General features: G+C 63.9%; 20 protein-coding genes, 1 tRNA gene and 2 pseudogenes. 12 read left to right on the forward strand and 11 right to left on the reverse strand.

The window, feature by feature from the left end; translation table 11 throughout:
- Positions 1-32 precede the first annotated feature (32 nt).
- Together accD and trpA are read right to left on the reverse strand one after the other, a co-directional pair.
- A complete protein-coding gene (accD, locus tag YY7_RS0135240; protein WP_028167302.1) occupies positions 33-974 on the reverse strand; it encodes an acetyl-CoA carboxylase, carboxyltransferase subunit beta in 942 nt (313 codons plus the stop codon).
- Positions 975-1,066: 92 nt separating this feature from the next.
- Positions 1,067-1,903, reverse strand: coding sequence for a tryptophan synthase subunit alpha (trpA, locus tag YY7_RS0135245; RefSeq protein WP_028167303.1), 837 nt, complete (start codon positions 1,901-1,903; stop codon positions 1,067-1,069).
- Positions 1,904-1,975: 72 nt separating this feature from the next.
- On the opposite strand from trpA, the gene YY7_RS0135250 reads away from it, so the two are divergent.
- Complete coding sequence (locus YY7_RS0135250; protein WP_035691717.1) at positions 1,976-2,320, forward strand: endonuclease domain-containing protein; 345 nt, start codon at positions 1,976-1,978, stop codon at positions 2,318-2,320.
- Positions 2,321-2,402: 82 nt separating this feature from the next.
- Here YY7_RS0135250 and trpB read toward each other — a convergent pair whose 3' ends face one another.
- The 6 genes and pseudogenes from trpB to rpsA all read right to left on the reverse strand — a co-directional run bounded on the left by trpB (position 2,403) and on the right by rpsA (position 8,381).
- A complete protein-coding gene (gene trpB / locus YY7_RS0135255) occupies positions 2,403-3,620 on the reverse strand; it encodes a tryptophan synthase subunit beta (protein ID WP_028167305.1) in 1,218 nt (405 codons plus the stop codon).
- Positions 3,621-3,816: 196 nt separating this feature from the next.
- Positions 3,817-4,449 (reverse strand): annotated as a pseudogene (locus YY7_RS53815) (phosphoribosylanthranilate isomerase); the annotation flags it as partial.
- Between the two features lie 59 nt (positions 4,450-4,508).
- Positions 4,509-4,901: a LapA family protein gene (locus tag YY7_RS0135265; RefSeq protein WP_028167306.1), complete on the reverse strand. Its 393-nt coding sequence runs from the start codon at positions 4,899-4,901 to the stop codon at positions 4,509-4,511.
- A gap of 81 nt (positions 4,902-4,982) precedes the next feature.
- Positions 4,983-5,333, reverse strand: coding sequence for an integration host factor subunit beta (locus YY7_RS0135270; RefSeq protein ID WP_283807033.1), 351 nt, complete (start codon positions 5,331-5,333; stop codon positions 4,983-4,985).
- 141 nt (positions 5,334-5,474) lie between these two features.
- Positions 5,475-6,452 (reverse strand): signal peptide peptidase SppA, encoded by a 978-nt coding sequence (sppA, locus tag YY7_RS0135275; protein ID WP_028167308.1) that lies wholly within the window; start codon positions 6,450-6,452, stop codon positions 5,475-5,477.
- Positions 6,453-6,671: 219 nt separating this feature from the next.
- A complete protein-coding gene (gene rpsA, locus YY7_RS0135280; protein ID WP_028167309.1) occupies positions 6,672-8,381 on the reverse strand; it encodes a 30S ribosomal protein S1 in 1,710 nt (569 codons plus the stop codon).
- 547 nt (positions 8,382-8,928) lie between these two features.
- Here rpsA and YY7_RS60930 point away from each other — a divergent pair.
- Positions 8,929-9,078 carry a hypothetical protein gene (locus YY7_RS60930; RefSeq protein ID WP_155255439.1) on the forward strand — a complete coding sequence of 50 codons (150 nt, stop codon included), beginning with the start codon at positions 8,929-8,931 and terminating at the stop codon, positions 9,076-9,078.
- Here YY7_RS60930 and cmk read toward each other — a convergent pair.
- Positions 9,075-9,713 (reverse strand): (d)CMP kinase, encoded by a 639-nt coding sequence (gene cmk, locus YY7_RS0135290; protein ID WP_028167310.1) that lies wholly within the window; start codon positions 9,711-9,713, stop codon positions 9,075-9,077. The two genes, YY7_RS60930 and cmk, sit on opposite strands and share 4 nt — an antisense overlap.
- Positions 9,710-11,104 (reverse strand): 3-phosphoshikimate 1-carboxyvinyltransferase, encoded by a 1,395-nt coding sequence (gene aroA, locus YY7_RS0135295; protein ID WP_080663988.1) that lies wholly within the window; start codon positions 11,102-11,104, stop codon positions 9,710-9,712. The genes cmk and aroA overlap by 4 nt, the downstream gene beginning before the upstream one ends.
- 111 nt (positions 11,105-11,215) lie before the next feature.
- Between aroA and YY7_RS0135300 the strand changes: the two genes are divergently transcribed.
- The 3 genes and pseudogenes from YY7_RS0135300 to YY7_RS65280 form a co-directional block, all read left to right on the forward strand.
- Positions 11,216-11,626 carry a TIGR02300 family protein gene (locus tag YY7_RS0135300; protein ID WP_028167312.1) on the forward strand — a complete coding sequence of 137 codons (411 nt, stop codon included), beginning with the start codon at positions 11,216-11,218 and terminating at the stop codon, positions 11,624-11,626.
- Positions 11,627-11,690: 64 nt separating this feature from the next.
- Positions 11,691-11,766: transfer RNA gene (locus tag YY7_RS0135305), tRNA-Ala, on the forward strand.
- A 22-nt stretch (positions 11,767-11,788) separates the two neighbouring features.
- Positions 11,789-12,013, forward strand: a pseudogene (locus YY7_RS65280) (GIY-YIG nuclease family protein); the annotation flags it as partial.
- Between the two features lie 41 nt (positions 12,014-12,054).
- Here the strand turns inward: YY7_RS65280 and YY7_RS0135310 are convergent.
- Positions 12,055-12,519 (reverse strand): MarR family winged helix-turn-helix transcriptional regulator, encoded by a 465-nt coding sequence (locus YY7_RS0135310; protein WP_028167313.1) that lies wholly within the window; start codon positions 12,517-12,519, stop codon positions 12,055-12,057.
- Between the two features lie 155 nt (positions 12,520-12,674).
- On the opposite strand from YY7_RS0135310, the gene YY7_RS0135315 reads away from it, so the two are divergent.
- From YY7_RS0135315 to YY7_RS53820, 7 genes are all read left to right on the forward strand, one after another.
- Positions 12,675-13,100 (forward strand): organic hydroperoxide resistance protein, encoded by a 426-nt coding sequence (locus YY7_RS0135315; protein ID WP_028167314.1) that lies wholly within the window; start codon positions 12,675-12,677, stop codon positions 13,098-13,100.
- Between the two features lie 158 nt (positions 13,101-13,258).
- Complete coding sequence (locus YY7_RS0135320) at positions 13,259-14,464, forward strand: CaiB/BaiF CoA transferase family protein (RefSeq protein WP_028167315.1); 1,206 nt, start codon at positions 13,259-13,261, stop codon at positions 14,462-14,464.
- Positions 14,465-14,796: 332 nt separating this feature from the next.
- Positions 14,797-16,116: a sn-glycerol-3-phosphate ABC transporter substrate-binding protein UgpB gene (gene ugpB / locus YY7_RS0135325; protein ID WP_028167316.1), complete on the forward strand. Its 1,320-nt coding sequence runs from the start codon at positions 14,797-14,799 to the stop codon at positions 16,114-16,116.
- Positions 16,117-16,184: 68 nt separating this feature from the next.
- A complete protein-coding gene (gene ugpA, locus YY7_RS0135330) occupies positions 16,185-17,066 on the forward strand; it encodes a sn-glycerol-3-phosphate ABC transporter permease UgpA (RefSeq protein WP_028167317.1) in 882 nt (293 codons plus the stop codon).
- The gene (ugpE, locus tag YY7_RS0135335) at positions 17,066-17,914 is read left to right on the forward strand and encodes a sn-glycerol-3-phosphate ABC transporter permease UgpE (RefSeq protein WP_028167318.1); all 849 of its coding nucleotides are present in this window, start codon (positions 17,066-17,068) and stop codon (positions 17,912-17,914) included. The genes ugpA and ugpE overlap by 1 nt, the downstream gene beginning before the upstream one ends.
- 3 nt (positions 17,915-17,917) lie before the next feature.
- Positions 17,918-19,006, forward strand: coding sequence for a sn-glycerol-3-phosphate ABC transporter ATP-binding protein UgpC (ugpC, locus tag YY7_RS0135340; RefSeq protein ID WP_028167319.1), 1,089 nt, complete (start codon positions 17,918-17,920; stop codon positions 19,004-19,006).
- A 93-nt stretch (positions 19,007-19,099) separates the two neighbouring features.
- The coding region (locus YY7_RS53820; protein WP_035691720.1) for a helix-turn-helix domain-containing protein at positions 19,100-19,279 on the forward strand (180 nt) is incomplete at its 3' end.

The raw sequence follows: 19,279 nt of genomic DNA on the forward strand, positions 1-19,279 counted from the left end.
GAGCGGCGGCGATGGCTGGGCGGGCGGTACGCTCACGCGTGCGGCGCTGCCGGCACGGTTTCCGGTGCCGAGACGATCTGGGTGGGTGCCGTGACCTCCGGCGCAGGTTTCGAGGGCACCTGCAGCGCCGGCGATTTGGTGAGCAGGCGGCACAGCCGTGCCAGCGTCGCGCGCATGTCGTGGCGATGCACGACCATGTCGACCATGCCGTGGTCGCGCAGATATTCGGCGCGCTGGAATCCGTCCGGCAGTTTCTCGCGGATAGTCTGCTCGATCACGCGCGCGCCGGCAAAGCCGATCAGCGCGCCGGGCTCGGCGATATGCACGTCTCCCAGCATCGCATAGGAGGCGGTGACGCCGCCGGTGGTCGGATTGGTCAGTACGACGATGTAGGGCTGCTTGGCTTCGCGCAACATCTGCACGCCCACGGTCGTCCGCGGCATCTGCATCAGCGACAGAATGCCTTCCTGCATCCGCGCGCCGCCCGAGGCGGCGAACACGATGAAGGGCGACTTCTTCTCGACCGCGAGCTCGAGCCCGCGCACCATCGCCTCCCCGGCAGCCATGCCGAGCGAACCGCCCATGAAGTCGAAATCCTGCACCGCGATCACGACGCCCGCGCCCTCGAGCTTGCCGTATCCGACCTTGATCGCGTCATTGAGACTGGTCTTGGCCCGCGCATCCTTGATGCGGTCGACATATTTGCGCTCGTCGCGGAACTTCAGCGGATCGGGTGTTACGTCCGGCAGCGCCACGTCGAACCAGGTCTCGTTGTCGAAGATCGACTTCAGCCGCGCCACCGCGCCCATGCGCATGTGGTAATTCGAGCCGGGGATGACGAACTGGTTGGCCTCGACGTCCTTGTAGAACACGAGCTGCCCGGAATCCGGGCACTTGATCCAAAGATTCTCCGGCGTCTCGCGCCGCAGGATGCTGCGGATCTTCGGCCGGACGACATTGGTGAGCCAGTTCATGCTTCGCTCCGAAATGCGGTCGGTTCCGCATTGGCTGAATATATGGCGGGCCGGGTAACGCCCGGCAAGCCGCCTGCAACGACGGTAGCGGCCTATTCGGCCGCTTGTTTGGCGCCTCGCACGCCCTGCGCCAGCGCGGCAGCAAGATCGGCAACGGCCGGCACGGTCCTGGCGGTAGCCCGCCCCTCCGCATCGAGACTGCCGCGCAGGGCATCGACCAGCGCGGTGCCGACCACCGCCCCGCTGCTACTCTCGGCAATGGCTCGAGCGGCTTCCGGCGTGCGGATGCCGAAACCGACGCAGACCGGCAGCTTGGTATGCCGCTTGATGCGTGCCACCGCTTCGCCGACCGCCGTGGCGTCTGCCGCCGCGGCGCCGGTGATGCCGGTGATCGAGACATAATAGACAAAGCCCGAGGTGTTCGCGAGCACCGCCGGCAGGCGCTTGTCGTCAGTGGTCGGCGTCGCCAGGCGGATGAAATTGAGCCCGGCCTTCATCGCCGGCAGGCACAGCTCGGTGTCCTCCTCCGGCGGCAGGTCGACGATGATCAGGCCATCGACGCCCGCGGCCTTGGCATCGGCGAGGAACTTGTCGACGCCATAGATGTAGATCGGATTGTAATAGCCCATCAGCACCAGCGGCGTGGCGTTATCATCCTTGCGGAAGCTGCGCACCATCTCGAGCGTCTTCTTCAGCGTCATGCCGCCCTTGAGCGCGCGCAGCCCCGCTGCCTGGATCGACGGCCCATCCGCCATCGGATCGGTGAAGGGCATGCCGATCTCGATGATATCAGCGCCTGCCTTCGGCAGCGCCTTGAGGATGTCGAGCGATGTCGCAGGGTCGGGATCGCCGGCCATCACGAAGGTGACAAAAGCGGAGCGGCCCTGCTTCGCAAGCTCGGCAAAACGTGCATCGATACGGGTGGTCATGGCGCGGCATTCGCTGTGCTATACCTCTCCCCTCCGGGGAGAGGTCGGCTGCGCAGCAGCCGGGTGAGGGGGATGGAGAGGTTCAAGGCAAGAGCACGAAGCCTCCGCGCGTCGCAGACCAGCGCCGAGGCCAAACTTTGGCAGGCATTGCGCAACAGGAAGCTGGCGCGATGGAAATTCCGCCGCCAGCATCCAATCGATCGGTACATCGTCGATTTCGTCACGCTCGATGGGAAATTGATCGTCGAGGTCGACGGAGCGACCCATTCCAGGGACTCAGAGATCAAGTACGACGAGGCGCGAACAAAGGTTCTCGAAGCCTGCGGCTTCCTCGTCGTGCGCGTCCAGAATACGGACGTATATGAGAATCTCGACGGGGTGCTTGAGATGATCGAAACCTCACTTCGGTTCGAGTGAGTGGAGAGACCCCTCACCCGGCTGCTGCGCAGCCGACCTCTCCCCTGCGGGGAGAGGTCAGAAAGGGAGCGGCGGCGAGAGGTCACTTGTTTCGGCCCTTCAAGATGTCGCCGACTTGCGGCACGTCCTTGTCGCCGCGGCCGGAGAGGTTGACCACCATCAGGTGATCCCTGGGCCGCTTCGGTGCGAGCTCCATCACCTTGGCGATGGCATGCGCGGGCTCGAGCGCCGGGATGATGCCTTCGAGCCGCGACAGCAGCTGGAAGGCTTCCAGCGCTTCCTCATCGGTCGCCGAGAGATAGTTGACGCGGCCGGTCTCGTGCAGCCAGGCGTGCTCCGGCCCAATGCCGGGATAGTCCAACCCGGCCGAGATCGAATGTGCCTCCTGGATCTGGCCGTCTTCGTCCATCAACAGATAGGTGCGGTTGCCATGCAGCACGCCGGGCCGGCCACCCGCGATCGACGCCGCATGCAATTGCGTCAAACCGTGGCCGGCAGCCTCGACGCCGAAGATCTCGACCGAAGGATCATCGAGGAACGGATGGAACAGCCCCATCGCGTTGGAGCCGCCGCCGATGCAGGCGACGAGCGAATCCGGCAGGCGGCCCTCGACCTCCTGCAATTGCTGGCGCGTTTCGATGCCGATGATCGATTGGAAATCGCGCACCATCATCGGATAGGGATGCGGGCCAGCCACCGTGCCGATGCAGTAGAATGTGTCGTGCACATTGGTGACCCAATCGCGCAGCGCATCGTTCATCGCATCCTTCAGGGTGCGCGCGCCCGACTGCACCGGGACCACCTTGGCGCCCAGCATCTCCATGCGGATCACGTTGGGCTGCTGCCGCGCGACATCGACCGCGCCCATATAGACCACGCATTCGAGCCCGAACCGCGCGCACAGCGTCGCGGTGGCGACGCCGTGCTGGCCGGCGCCGGTCTCGGCGATAATACGCTTCTTGCCCATCCGGCGCGCCAGCATGATCTGGCCAAGCACATTGTTGACCTTGTGCGAGCCGGTGTGGTTGAGCTCCTCGCGCTTGAAATAGATTTTTGCGCCGCCGAGATGCTCGGTCAGCCGCTCGGCGAAATAGAGCGGCGACGGCCGGCCGACATAGTGCTTCAGATGGCCGTCCATCTCCTTCTGGAAGGCAGGATCGGCCTTGGCCTCGGCATAGGCTTTTTCGAGGTCGAGGATCAGCGGCATCAGCGTTTCCGCGACGAAACGTCCGCCGAAAATGCCGAAATGCCCGCGTTCGTCGGGACCGCTGCGGAAAGAGTTGGGTAGTGCTGGACTCATCGAACCATCAATTCTTCTGTGGCGCGCGCGGGCGCGCTGTCTCTACTCCCTCGCCCCGCTCTTGCGGGGAGAGGGTCGGGGTGAGGGGCTCTCGCCGCAAATTCGCTAGCAGTTGTGATCGCGGAGACTCCCCCTCACCCGGATCGCTAGCGCGATCCGACCTCTCCCCGTGAACGGGGAGAGGTGAAGGGACGCCACGCGCGGCGCGGATGAAAGCGCGGATCAGCTCGGGATCCTTGATGCCGGGCGACCGTTCGACGCCGGACGAAATATCGACGCCGCCGGCACGGGTGACACGGACGGCCTCAGCGACATTGTCGGCATTGAGCCCGCCTGAGACCATGAAGGGCAATGCAAGCTCGAGCTGTTCCAGCACGTGCCAATCGAACACCGCCCCGAGCCCGCCCGGCCGGGTCGCGCCCTTCGGGGCGCGGGCGTCGAACAGGATGCGGTCGGCGACGGCGGCATAGCCTCCGAGCGGCGCGAGATCGGCCGTCGTTTCGACGGCGAGCACCTTCATCACCTGCAGGCCGAGCCTCTGCTTGATGTCGCGCACGCGCGCCACCGTCTCCTTGCCGTGCAGTTGCAGGATGTCGGGCTGCAGCGTTTCGACGATGTTTTCGAGCGTGGCGTCATCCGCATCGACGGTGAGCGCCACCTTCACGGCGCGGCCTTTCGCCTGCCGGCCGAGCTCCCGCGCGGTCTCGAGCGAGAGATGCCGCGGCGAGGGCGGAAAGAACACGAAGCCCACCATGTCGGCACCGGCCTCGAGCGCGACGTCGAGCGTCTCGCGCGTAGACAGGCCGCAGATTTTGACGAGCAGGGACATGGTCTCTCAGGAGCGCTGCAACGGCCGAAACTGGCAGCTCCGGCACGGACGGGCGGGTTCTACAACGTCGCGCCCTGCTTGTCTCGCCCGACGACCCCCGATGAACCGCCATTTGATGGAGCTGTGAGGCGACGCCGTTCGGCTTGGGCTGCGGCCAGGGTCGCCCGCAGATCGGCCAGCTCCGCCCGGGCCTGCCGGGCGTCAGCCTCATGCTGTCGCGCCGCGCGGCGCCAGCGATGCTGCTGGAACCAGGTCGCCACCCCGCCCGCGAGCACGCCCAGGATCGCCACGATAATGAGCACGAGGAATAACGGCAGCGTTATCGCCACCGTCGGAGTGGTCGAATTGAACGGATCGAATGAAACCGTCACCAGGTGACGGTTCGCAACAGCGAAGATGATGAAGAACAGGCCAAGCAGGATGACGAGCAGCGTCGTGAAGAACTTTCGCATCACCATCCCTCGCATCGGCCGACAATCGCGTGCCGATCTATAGCAACCGGAGACGCGGATGCGCCAGCGATCTCCGCGAGATCAGGCGCTCGATTCCGGCGAGCTGCCGCCGCTGGCATCGGTGTCGCGGTTCAGGCGCTCGCGCATTTCCTTGCCGGTCTTGAAGAACGGAACGCTCTTCTGATCGACCGGCACATGCGCGCCCGTTCGCGGATTGCGGCCGGCCCGCGCCGGACGATGCTTCACCGAGAACGCGCCGAATCCACGCAGCTCAACCCGATCGCCGCGCGCCAGCGCAGCCACGATCTCATCGAGGATCGCATTGACGATGTTCTCGACATCCCGCTGGTAGAGATGCGGGTTGTGCTCGGCGATACGCTGAACAAGTTCGGATTTGATCATCGAGAGTGTGGCCCGGGACCTTGCGGATATCCATTTCCGTGAAAATGCCTTGAACTGTCAAGACGCTAAATCACTTTTGGCGCCGATGAAGAGCCGTGACAAATGGCCCGGGACCGGCTTTTCGCGATTCCCGCAATACGGGAGTGCGGCCAGAGACCGATTGTGCGCATCTCAATTGCTCCCCGACGGCTGCCAAAGCGCCAGCAAGCCATCCATGCCGAACCGATCGACTGCCTGGACCAGGCCGGCCTGCTCAATGCGGCGCGCAATCGCGCTCAAACCAAATGCATCAAGCGTGACCGAAGCGGCCGTGCGCAGGAATGTCAGATCACCGAAGCGCGGATTGAGCTTGTAGTCGCGGACCGGCAATTCGCTCTTGATCTTCTTCTCCTGAACCAGCCAGGCGACCGCAGCCCTCTCATCGCCGAGCTGATCGATGAGCTTCAATTCCACCGCCTGCCGGCCGGTGAAGACACGCCCGTCCGCGACCTTTTCAAGCAGGGCATCATCCATGCCGCGTCGCTCCTTCACGAGGCCGCGGAACCAGGCATAGGAATCCTTCACCAGCGCATCGATCGCGGCGCGTGCTTCCGGGCTGGTTGGCTCGAAGCCGTTGGGCGCGGCTTTCAGCGGCGAGGACTTTATCTCCTCGACCTTCACGCCCACGGTTTTCAGGAGCTCGCTGACATTCGGAAACTGGAACAACACGCCGATCGAGCCGACCAGCGAGCTCTGCTGCGCGACGATGTGGTCCGCGGCAATCGCGGTGATGTAACCGCCGGACGCCGCCAATCCCTCGACCACGACGACCAACGGCTTTTTCGCCTTCAGCCGCGTCAGCGCGTCGTAAAGCTGCTCGGAACCGGCGGTGGTGCCGCCGGGCGAATTGATATGGACGATGACGGCCGCAGCTTGCGACTTCTCGAGCCGCTCCAGCGCCTCGACACGATCCTGGTCGCTGCGGATCAGGCCCTCGATATTGATGCGCGCGATCGATCCCGCCGCCGTCAGCGAGCCGCGCCCACCCGCGACGATCACGCCGACGCCGACAAGGGCCGCGACCGCAACCACCGCAGCCGCGACGCGCCAGAAGGTCAGCTTGCGGCGAATCCGACGACGATCGACGATCACGTCTGAATCAAGCGACATCGAAAATCTCCAAAAGAGCTCAACGCGTTCTTGCAATCACAGGATGACGGAGAGGTTATCAAAATACATCAATTGCGGTGCAATATGAAGAAAACAAGGCTGGCATAGAGTTACAAGCGTAGCACGGATGGAATACGCCGAGATACGCAGCCGTAGCCCCTGAACAAAAAAGCCCCGGCCGAAGCCGGGGCTTGATGATGCGACGAAGAAAGCAAGTGCTCACTTCTCGTTGGCACGATTCTTGAGTGCAGTGCCGAGAATGTCGCCGAGCGTCGCGCCCGAATCCGAGGAGCCGTACTGCGCGATGGCTTCCTTCTCTTCGGCCACTTCCAGCGCCTTGATCGAGACCTGCACCTTGCGGGCCTTCTTGTCGAACTGGATCACCCGCGCATCGACCTTCTCGCCGACGGCGAAACGTTCGGCGCGCTGATCGTTGCGGTCGCGGGCGAGTTCCGAGCGCTTGATGAAGGTTGTGAAGTCGGTACCGGAGATCTTCACCTCGACGCCGCTCTCCTTCACTTCGAGCACTTCGCAGGTCACGACCGCGCCCTTCTTGACGTCACCCGGCTCGGCGAAGGGATCGCCCTCGAGCTGCTTGACGCCAAGCGAGATGCGCTCCTTCTCGACGTCGACGTCGAGCACGACAGCCTTCACCAGGTCGCCCTTCTTGAAGTTGTCGATCACCTGCTCGCCGGGAAGCTTCCAGTCGAGGTCGGACAGGTGCACCATGCCGTCGACGTCGCCTTCGAGACCCAGGAACAGGCCGAACTCGGTCTTGTTCTTGACCTCGCCCTCGACCACCGAGCCGACCGGATGCTTCTCGACGAAGACTTCCCAGGGGTTGCGCATGGTCTGCTTGAGGCCGAGCGAGATGCGGCGCTTGACCGAATCGACTTCGAGCACCTGCACCTCGACTTCCTGCGAGGTGGAGACGATCTTGCCGGGATGCATGTTCTTCTTGGTCCACGACATCTCGGAGACGTGGATCAGGCCTTCGATACCAGGCTCGAGCTCGACGAACGCACCGTAGTCGGTGATGTTGGTGACGCGGCCGGTGAAGCGGGCGCCAAGCGGATACTTCGCCTCGATGCCCTGCCACGGATCGTCCAGGAGCTGCTTCATGCCCAGCGAGATGCGGTGCGTCTCGTGGTTGATCTTGATGATCTTGACCTTCACGGTCTGGCCGATGGAGAGCACCTCGGTCGGGTGATTGACGCGGCGCCATGCGATATCGGTGACGTGCAGCAGGCCGTCGATGCCGCCGAGGTCCACGAACGCACCGTAATCGGTGATGTTCTTGACCACGCCGTCGATCACCTGACCCTCTTCGAGGTTCTGCACCAGTTCCTGGCGCTGCTCGGCGCGGGTCTCTTCCAGCACGGTGCGGCGGGACACCACGATGTTGCCGCGGCGGCGATCCATCTTGAGGATCTGGAACGGCTGCGAATTGTTCATCAGCGGCGCGACGTCGCGGATCGGACGGATATCGACCTGCGAGCGCGGCAGGAAGGCCACCGCACCGTCGAGATCGACGGTGAAGCCGCCCTTGACCTGGTTGAAGATGACGCCGGTGACCTTCTCGTTGTTCTGGAACGCCTTCTCGAGCTTGCCCCAGCTCTCCTCACGCCGCGCCTTGTCGCGCGACAGCACCGCTTCGCCCAGCGCATTCTCGATGCGGTCGAGGAACACCTCGACCTCGTCGCCGACCTTGAGATCGCTTTCGCGGCCGGGGCCGGCGAATTCGCGCAAGGCCACACGACCTTCGGTCTTCAGGCCGACGTCGATGACGGCCATGTCCTTTTCAATGGCAACCACCTTGCCCTTGACGACCGAGCTCTCCTGCAGATTGCCGCCGGCAAAGGATTCATCGAGCATCGCGGCGAAATCGTCGCGGGTAGGACTATAGGAAGCAGCAGTATTCGAAGCCATATGTTCTCCAGATGCGGGTGTCTTGCCGGCCGTTCGGGTTAAGGGCGCACCGCGCATGTGGTGTCAGGTCCGCAAATCCTGACGACCGCTCCTTGCGCGAGGGCGCAAAAGCGGGCCGGCAGCAAGCCACATGTTCGATACGTTGATGGCGCGCATTCCGCAAAGTGGAAGCCTGTTTTGCGAAAGAATGCGCGTGACGTAGACGTCCGAGCCCGGAAACGAAAGATCGACGTCAGAGACCGATGGAGCGGGCGCTCCTCCAATATCGGCCGGGGCTCATACCCCGCTGCCGGCCCGCTCGGGCGGCCCCGACATAGTCGATGGCGGCACGGCCACCGCTGATATAATATCCACCGCTATTTTCGGCAAGCCAGAAATGCCCGATTTGCGGGGCTTTAAGGCTGACACAAGCCTTAACAATGCCGGACTGCATTTGAACAATTGTTGACCGTGTCGCGCGAAAGGCATCTGGCAGGGCTTGTGGTGGAACCCGGGCTTAAGTGAGCCCGCGCAGAGTGGGGCCCACCCAAGAGACAGGGGAACAACCATGAAAAGCCTGATCGCCCTGGCCGTCGTTGCTGCGTTCGCACTCGGCCATGCCATCGCCGCGATGCCTGGCGCGGCGGCATCGATGCGGACCTTTTCGGCTGCACAGTCTTCCTCCGGCCTGGCTGACCAGGAATCCTCGACGCGCTAGACCAGTCCACGCGCCGCGCGTACCGCTTCGACAATGTCGATCGCGGCGCGCACGCCGGCCTCGATATCGAGATCGGAATTATCCAGCGTATGCGCATCTGGCGCCGCCTTCAGTGGGGCCACCGGGCGGTTCTTGTCGCGCTCGTCGCGCTTGAGAATATCGGCCAGCACCGCGGCCTCGTCAGCGTCCTCGCCGCGCGCGCGGGCCTCCAGCGTCCGCCGCCGCGCCCGCACACGCGGATCGGCAACGACAAAGATCTTCACATCGGCATGCGGGCAGATCACGGTCCCGATGTCGCGGCCGTCAAGCACCGCGCCGGGCGGATCGGCGGCGAACTGGCGCTGGAAATTGACCAGCGCCTCGCGCACTTTCGGGATCGCCGAGACCACGGAAGCCGCATCGCCGATCCGCTGAGTCTTCAACTCGGGATGGCCGAATTTCTCGGGGTCCAGCTCCATCGCCGCCTTGATCGCGCGCGCTTCATCGGTGAGGTCGACGCCGGCGTCGAGCAGCGCCTTCGCCACCGCGCGATAGATCACGCCGGTGTCGAGATGGCGGTAGCCATAGTGGGCGGCGAGCCTCTTTCCCAGCGTACCCTTGCCGGATGCGGCCGGCCCGTCGATAGCGATGATCATGAAAACTCCGCGCCGAGCGAGCGCATCATCGGAATGAAATCCGGGAAACTGGTGGCGATGAAGGCGGTGTCGTCGATCGTCACCGGCCGGTCGGCGGCGAGCCCCATCACCAGGGCCGACATCGCGATGCGATGATCCATGTGGGTGGCGACCACGCCGCCGCCGGGCACATGGCCCTTGCCCTCGACGATCAAATCGTCGCCTGAGATCTCGACCTTGACGCCGTTGACACGCAGCATGTCGGCGGTGGCTTCGAGGCGATCGGATTCCTTGACGCGCAATTCCTGCAGGCCGCGCATGATGGTGGTGCCCTCGGCGTAAGCGGCCGCCACCGCGAGCACCAGATATTCGTCGATCATCGACGGCGCGCGTTCCGGCGGCACCTCGACCCCGCGCAATTTGGAAGCACGTACGCGCAGGCGCGCCATCGGCTCGCCGCCGTCCATGCGCAACTCGTCCTCCTCGATCGAGGCGCCCATCTCGCGCAGCGTGGTGAACAGTCCGGTGCGCAGCGGATTGGTCATGACGTCGGGCAGCACGATATCGGAGCCGCCAACGACCAGCGCCGCCACGACCGGGAACGCGGCCGAGGAGGGATCGGCGGGAACGACGACCTCGGCGCCGTGCAGTTCCGCCTGGCCGGTCAGCGCGATCCGGCGGCCGTGGCTACCTTCCTTGGTCGAGGTGAGCGCGGCGCCAAAATGCTTCAGCATCAGCTCGGTGTGATCGCGGCTGGCCTCCTGCTCGATCACCGTGGTGACACCGGGCGCTGCCAGCCCCGCCAGCAGCACCGCGGACTTGATCTGGGCCGAGGCGACAGGGGTCTTGTAGACGATCGGCACCGGGTTGCGGGCGCCATGCAGCGTTAATGGCAGCCGGCCGCCCTCTCTCATGTCCCCCGTCCTCGCGCCCATCAGTTCCAAGGGATCGAGGATCCGCCGCATCGGCCGCGAGCGGAGCGAGGCATCGCCGTCGAAGATCGCCGTGATCGGACAGCCGGCAACCGCTCCCATCACCAGCCGGCAGCCGGTGCCGGAATTGCCGAAATCGAGCGGCCCGGCAGGCGCCGCGAAGCCCCCGACACCGACGCCCCGGACTAACCAGGCAAACGGGCCGGTACGCTCGACCTCGGCTCCGAGCGCCCGCATCGATTTGGCGGTATTGAGCACGTCCTCGCCCTCGAGCAGCCCGGAAATCCGGCTTTGGCCGACCGCCAGCGCGCCCAGGATCAGGGCCCGGTGGGAGATCGACTTGTCGCCGGGGACGCGGGCCTTGCCGCTCAGGGGACCGCTCGCGCGGGCCTCCAGGGGGGTCTTGGAGGGGGTCTTTTCGGGGTTCTGGTGGTCGGAATGGGCCAAGATCACGTCCTCTCGCGGCGCGGCAGGTAACATATCGAACCCCCGGCGTCACCCGGTGACAAATGCCCGCAAACCGCTATTGACAGCGGCCCCTCAACTAGCCAAGTGAAGCACCGCTTTTCAGAAAATTCCTGGGATCACCACGTGGCCAAGTCCGACCTCGGAACCAAACGCATTTGCCCGACCACGGGCAAGAAGTTCTATGATCTGAACAAGAACCCGGTTATCTCGCCTTACACCGGCGAAGTCGTGCCGATCGCCCCCGTGGCGCCGCCGCGCACAACCCGTGGCGCCAGCGCCGCTGCGGCCACCACCGCTGCGGATATGCCGGAGCCCGCGGAGGCCGAAGAATTGGTCTCGCTGGAAGAGGCCGACGCCGAGGAGAACACCGGCAAGGTCAAGGCCGTCGTTCCCGAATCCGAGGACGACATCGAGATCGACGAGACCCTCGAAGACGATGACGATGATGATTCCACCTTCATTGCCGACGAAGAAGAAGGCGATGAGGACGTCACGGACATCATTGGCGACGTCGGAGGCGATGAAGAGACTTGAGATCGATCCAGAACTGTGTTCTGGGTCTCTCCGCGCGAGTCGGATGCGGCTCGCGATCCCTTAAGGGGCCATAGCTCAGCTGGGAGAGCGCTTGCATGGCATGCAAGAGGTCGGCGGTTCGATCCCGCCTGGCTCCACCACGCTTCGCCCTTCGGGCTACGCGTGGCGCGGCCGTGCGGAGCTCGAAGGTACGTCTACATCATCCGCAGCATCAATTTCCCGGACCAGGAATACATCGGCGCCACTGCGGATTTGAAACGGCGCTTTCCGGAACACAATGCCGGCAGGTCCGCGCACACCGCCAAGTTCAAGCCATGGCAACTGATCTGGTACTGCGCCTTCCCCGATAAGTACAAAGCGCTCGCCTTCGAGAAATATCTCAAGTCCCACTCCGGCCGCGCCTTCGCAAGAAGCGCCTCTGATCCCCCTCACTCCCCCACCGCCGCATTCAGCCTGTCTCGCAGCGCGACGATCTCGTTCTTCATCGCCGAGAGTTCGGGGATCGAGCAGGCCGAAGCAACCAGGACCTGCTGCGGCACTGCTCTCGCCTTTTCCTTCAGCGCCTGCCCCGGCGGCGTCAGCGCGATCAGCACCTGCCGCTCGTCCTCCTTGCTACGTGTGCGCTTGATGAACTGCGCCGCTTCCAGCCGCTTGAGCAGCGGCGTCAGCGTGCCGGAATCCAGGAACAGCCGCTCGCCGATATCCTTGACCGGAACTCCGTCCTTCTCCCATAGCACCAGCATCACCAGGTATTGCGGATAGGTCAGGCCGAGCCGGTCCAATAGCGGCTTGTAGACGCGGTTGAACGCGTGCGCGGCCGAATAGATCGCAAAGCAGATTTGATTGTCGAGCCGTAGCGGCTGATCCGCGACCGCCAATTGTTTCCGTGCCATTTCTCAGCCTCGTCAGAATCTCAGTTCATTGTGGACCGGTGCGGCCGCACATTCAATTGCGAACAATTAAATGTGAGGCCACGCGCTTTATATTGCGCGCAATCAAATTGTCTGCAATATAAGGCGCGTCGAAACCATTGATGAGGGAGACACCCATGTCCGTGAACGTGCTCTACAAGACCAGCGCAAAGGCCACCGGCGGCCGCGACGGCCATGCCGCAACGCTCGATGGCGCGCTCGACGTCAAGCTCACCACCCCGAAGGAGCTCGGCGGTGGCGGCGGCGCCGGCAACAACCCCGAGCAGCTCTTTGCGGCCGGCTACGCCGCCTGCTTCATCGGCGCGATGAAATTCGTGGCCTCGCAGGGCGGCCCGAAGGTGCCCGCCGACGCTTCGGTGACCTCGACGGTCGGCATCGGACCGCGCTCCGAAGGCGGCTTCGGCCTCGATATCGCGCTCGACATCTCCCTGCCCGGGCTCCCGCGCGCGGATGCAGAGGCGCTGGTGGAGAAGGCCCACCAGGTGTGCCCCTATTCCAACGCCACGCGCGGCAATGTCGATGTACGCCTGAACGTGGTGTAATCCGCATGGCGGAATAGCCCGCTGATTTTTCGCGGCGGGCTATTCGCGTTGCGATCGGTGACGGCATGCCCCCACGCGCGATAAGGCATTGCCGCCGCGTTCGAAGACCGGTAGCTCTGGCGAGCCCTCCATCTGTTTGACTTGAGCGAAGGTTTCCCATGAGTTCAGAAGCGGTCGCAGGCGCGATGGCCGGCCTGCGCGTGATCGATCTGACGCGCGTGCTCGGCGGTCCCTATTGCACCCAGATTCTCGCCGACCACGGCGCCGACGTAATCAAGGTCGAGCCGCCCGCCGGCGACGAAGTGCGCGACTGGGGCCCTCCCTTTCATGAGGAAGATGCGGCCTATTTCGTCGGCATCAACCGCAACAAGCGCTCGATCGGGCTCGACCTTGCCTCCGAAGGCGGCCGTGCCGTGCTGATGAAGCTGCTCGAAGGCGCCGACGTCCTGATCGAGAATTTCAAGCCGGGCACGCTCGACAAATGGGGCATCGGCAACGACGTGCTACGCGCGAAATTCCCACGCCTGGTGCATTGCCGGATTTCCGGCTTCGGCGCCGACGGCCCGCGCGGCGGCAATCCCGGCTATGATGCGATCATCCAGGCCATGACCGGCATGATTGCCGCCACCGGCTCGCCGGAAAGCGGCCCGATGCGGATCGGCGTGCCGCTGGTCGACATCACCACCGGGCTCTATGCGGCGATCGGCATCCTGATGGCGCTGTCGGAGCGGCAGCGCTCCGGCCTCGGCCAGTTCCTCGAGACCACGCTGTATGAAACCGGCCTTGCGATCATGCATCCGCACACGGCCAACTATTTCATGCACGGCAAGCCGCCTGGCCTCACCGGCAACGAGCATCCCAATCTCGTTCCTTACGCGATCTTCCCGACCAAGACCGACAACATCTTCATCGGCGTCGGCAATGACGGCACCTTCCGCAAACTGGCCAAGGAGATCGGCAAGCCCGAGCTCGGCACTGATCCGCGCTTTGCCCGCAACAAGGATCGCATCGCCAACCGCGACGCGCTGCGTGCCGAGCTTGCCGCGGTGTTCAGCCAGTATGAGGCCGAGCCGCTTTGCAACCGCCTGCTCGCGGCCGGCCTGCCGGCGGGCCCGGTGCAGAAGATCGACCAGGCGCTGACCAACCCGCACACGATCTATCGCGGCGATATCATCGAGAAGGATTGGTACAAGGGCGTCGCCTCGCCGGTCCGGCTGGAACGCACCAAACCCAGCCTGCGCCGCACTCCGCCGAAGTTCAGCCAGCACGCCGCCGAGGTGCTCGGCGAGTTCGGCTATTCGCAGGCAGAAGTCGAATCGCTCATCGCCAAGGGCGTGGTCTGCGGGCCCGAGCGGAAGCGCTGATCTGTCCAGGCTACGTGCTCGTCATTCCGGGATGCGCCGAAGGCGCAGGCCCGGAATCCATCGGGCCACAAACGATGTGGATGAATGGATTCCGGGCTCACGCGGAGCCTGTCATCGGGCCGCGCCTTGCGTGGACCCGTTGGCGTGCCCCGGAATGACGGCTAAAGCCAGCGCCGGCCCCGACCTTCGGGGCGCCGTCATCGGCGCTGTTAGTGGTTTCTACCTTTCGCCGGCTTCCCCGGTACCCTGATCTTCGCTTATAGGTCATTTGCACGTCATTCCGCGCTGTTAGCGCAACCGGCGGAGATGGCGGCTTAATGGGAGGGGTTTTGATGGCTTTTCGACAGTTCGGCGCTGCAGCGGCAATCGCGGTCGCACTGGCATTCGGCGCTTCGCCGGCATTTGCGGTGACCGAGATCCAGTGGTGGCACGCCATGACCGGCGGCAACAACGACGTCGTGGTCAAGCTCGCCAATGACTTCAATGCATCGCAAAGCGAGTACAAGGTCGTTCCGACCTACAAGGGCGGCTATGCTGATACAATGAATGCCGGCATTGCCGCGTTCCGCGCCGGCAACGCGCCCCACATCATGCAGGTCTTCGAGGTCGGCACCGCCACCATGATGGCGGCCACCGGCGCGATCAAGCCTGTCTATAAGCTGATGCAGGAGGCCGGCGAGAAATTCGATACGAGCGGCTACCTGCCTGCGATCACCGGCTACTACTCGACCTCGAAAGGCGAGATGCTGTCCTTCCCCTTCAACTCGTCCTCGACGGTGATGTGGGTCAATCTCGACGCCCTGAAGAAGGCTGATATCGCCGAGATTCCGAAGACCTGGCCGGACGTGTTCGCCGCGGCAAAAAAATTGAAGGCCGCCGGCTACAGCAATTGCGGCTTCTCCAACGCCTGGGCGACCTGGGTCAATCTCGAGCAGCTCTCGGCCTGGCACAACGTGCCGCTGGCCAGCAAGGCCAACGGGCTCGACGGCTTTGACACCGTGCTGCAGTTCAACGGACCGCTGCAGGTCAAGCATCTCGAAAATCTGGTCGAGCTGCAGAAGGACAAGACCTACGACTATTCCGGCCGCACCAACGCCGGCGAGGGCCGCTTCACGTCGGGCGAGTGCCCGATCTTCCTGACCTCGTCGGCCTTCTTCGGCAATGTGAAGTCGCAGGCCAAGTTCAACTGGACCAACGCACCGATGCCCTACTATCCCGACGCCAAGGGCGCGCCGCAAAATTCGATCATTGGCGGGGCCTCGCTGTGGGTGATGGGCGGCAAGACGCCTGCGGAATACAAGGGCGTCGCCAAGTTCCTTGCCTTCCTCTCCGATACCGACCGCCAGGTCGAGATCCACAAGGCCTCCGGCTATCTGCCGATCACCAAGGCCGCCTACGAGAAAGCGAAGGCAGAGGGCTTCTACAAGGATCAGCCTTATCTGGAGACCCCGCTGAAGGAGCTCACCAACAAGGAGCCGACCGAGAACTCGCGCGGCCTGCGCCTTGGCAACATGGTCCAGCTTCGTGACCTCTGGGCCGAAGAGATCGAGCAGGCGCTGGCCGGCAAGAAGACGGCCAAGCAGGCGCTCGATGCCGCCGTCGAGCGCGGCAACCAGATGCTCCGGCAGTTTGAAAAAACCGCTGTACGCTGAGATCTCTCGCTTCATTCTGATATCGTCGTCCCGGCCTTGAGCCGGGACGACGGCTGATCTGGGGTGTCATGCAGAAGCAGTCGGTTTTCCAATCGAAGCTGTTGCCTTTTGCGCTGGTCGCGCCGCAGCTCGCGATCGTCCTGATCTTCTTCTATTGGCCGGCCGCGCAGGCCGTGGTGCAATCCTTCCTGCTTCAGGATGCGTTCGGACTCTCGACCAGTTTCGTCTGGTTCGAGAACTACCAGGACATCCTGAGCCAGCCGGATTATTGGGCGGCGATCGTCAGGACTTTCGTTTTCTCCTTCGCCATCGCATTCTCGTCGCTGTCGTTTGCGCTGCTGCTGGCTGTGATGGCCGACAAGCCGCTGCGCGGCGGAACGCTGTATCGCACGCTGCTGATCTGGCCCTATGCGGTCGCACCGCCGGTGGTCGGCGTGCTCTGGGTGTTCATGCTGCACCCCTCGCTCGGGATCCTGGCGCGGGGATTGCGCGGCATGGGCATCGACTGGAATCCGCTGCTCGACGGCAATCAGGCCGCGCTCCTGATCATTCTCGCCGCCGCCTGGAAGCAGATTTCCTACAATTTCCTGTTCTTCCTCGCTGGCCTGCAGAGCATTCCGAGAAGCGTGCTTGAGGCGGCCGCGATCGACGGCGCGCGCCCGATGCGGCGGTTCTGGACGGTGACGTTCCCGCTGCTGTCGCCGACCATCTTCTTCCTCCTGGTCGTCAACATCGTCTACGCCTTCTTCGACACGTTCGGTATCATCGACACGATGACGCGCGGCGGACCGGCGAAGGCCACCGAGACGATGGTGTACAGGGTCTATGTCGACGGCCTGCTTGGCGGCAACCTCGGCGGCTCCGCGGCGCAGTCGGTGATCCTCATGATCATCGTCATCGGCCTCACGGCAGTGCAGTTCCGCTTCGTCGAGCGCAAGGTGACCTACTGATGGTCGAGCAGGAAGGCATCCAGCGCTACATCGCGCATGCGATCCTGTGGATCGGCATCGCGATCGTCGCGTTTCCGGTCTATCTCGCCATCGTTGCGTCCACCCAGGAAAACGCCGCGATCGCCAACGGCCAGATGTCGCTCCTGCCCGGCGGACATTTCCTTCAGACCTACTACCAGACCATTTTTGTCGGCACGAGCGGCTCGACCCGCGAGCCGGTCGGCACCATGCTGCTCAACTCACTGGTGATGGCGCTCTCGATCGCATTCGGCAAGATCGCGGTCTCGATCATCTCGGCCTATGCCATCGTCTATTTCCGCTTTCCGTTCCGGATGACGATGTTCTGGCTGATCTTCATCACGCTGATGCTGCCGGTCGAGGTGCGGATCTATCCGACCTACAAGACCGTCGCCGACCTGCATCTGCTCGACAGCTATGCCGGCCTCGCGCTGCCGCTGATCGCATCCGCCACCGCGACCCTGCTGTTCCGCCAGTTCTTCATGACCGTCCCCGAGGAGTTGCTCGAGGCGTCGCGGATCGACGGCGCAGGGCCGCTCAGGTTCTTCTGGGATACGCTGTTGCCGCTGTCGCGCACCAACATGGCGGCGCTGTTCGTCATCCTCTTCATCCTCGGCTGGAATCAATATCTCTGGCCGCTGTTGATCACCACGCGCGACGACATGCAGACGATCCAGATCGGCATCCGCAAGATGATCACCACCAGCGACGCGCTGACCGAATGGCCCGTGGTGATGGCGACTGCCGTGCTCGCGATGCTGCCGCCGGTGTTCGTGGTCGTGGTGATGCAGAAGCTGTTCGTGCGCGGACTGGTGGAGACGGAAAAGTGAGACATGGCTAACGTCACCCTCCGCAGCGTCCGCAAGACCTATCCGGGCGGCTTCGAAGCGATCAAGGGCATCGATTTCGAGGTCGGCGACGGCCAGTTGTGCGTGCTGGTCGGCCCGTCCGGCTGTGGCAAGTCGACGCTGCTGCGCATGGTGGCGGGACTGGAGACCATCACCGGCGGCGAGATCGGCATCGGCGGCCGCGTGGTCAACCGGGTCGAGCCCGCCGATCGCGACATCGCCATGGTGTTCCAGAACTACGCGCTCTATCCGCATATGAGCGTCTACAACAACATGGCCTACGGCCTGCGCAACCGCCGCATGCCGGAGGCGGAGATCAGGACGCGCGTCGAGGAAGCCGCGCGCATCCTCGAGCTTGCCGCGATGCTCGACCGCAAACCGCGGCAGCTCTCCGGCGGCCAGCGGCAGCGCGTTGCGATGGGGCGCGCGATCGTGCGGCAGCCGAAAGTGTTCCTGTTCGACGAGCCGCTGTCGAACCTCGACGCCAAGCTGCGCATCGCGATGCGTGTCGAGATCCGCAAATTGCAGCGCCGGCTGAACACGACCTCGATCTACGTCACCCATGACCAGCTTGAGGCGATGACGCTCGCCGACATTCTCGTCGTGATGAACGGCGGCTTGGTCGAGCAGATCGGCAATCCGCTCGAAATCTACCAGAAGCCGGCGACCACCTTCGTGGCCGCCTTCATCGGCGCGCCGCCGATGAATTTGATGCCGCTGGCTTCCGAGGAGCTCAGGTCGCAGCTCGCCGGCGATATCAGTGCCAGCAAGGCCGGCATTCTCGGGATCCGGCCCGAAGACTTCGTGATCGCGAACGAATCGGTCGCCGGCGGCATCGCGCTTGGCCTCACCGTGGAGGCGATCGAGCATGTCGGCGCCGAGACCTTCGTCTACGGCACCCGCCAGCGCGAGGAACAGGGCGTGGCCGCCAACCCCGGCGAACTGCCGCCCGGCGAGGTCATCGTCCGGGTTCCCGGCGCGACCGGCCCGGCGATCGGCGAGCGCATTCGGGCGGTCGCCCCGCGCGACAAATTGCACCTGTTCACGGCCGATGGCCGGAAACGGATCGGCTGAAGCCTAGAGCGTGTTGTTTTTTAGCGGAATCGGGATTCCCAATTGGAGGAATTTCTGATTCAAACTCCATGCTGGGGCCGGGGGCCAGCATGGATGACGCGACCCTATTCGGAAGACATCCGCGAACTGGCGCTTAAGCGCGCTGATGCAGGCGAGACCGTTCGCTCGATTGCNGCGGCGCTTCAGATCAGTCCATCCTGTGTGACGAAGTGGAAGAACCTGAGGCGAGAGACCGGAGGCCTTTCGCCCGGCAAGATCGGTGGTCACAAGAAG

Source organism: Bradyrhizobium elkanii WSM2783 (assembly GCF_000472865.1).
GTDB classification, from domain to species: domain Bacteria; phylum Pseudomonadota; class Alphaproteobacteria; order Rhizobiales; family Xanthobacteraceae; genus Bradyrhizobium; species Bradyrhizobium elkanii_A.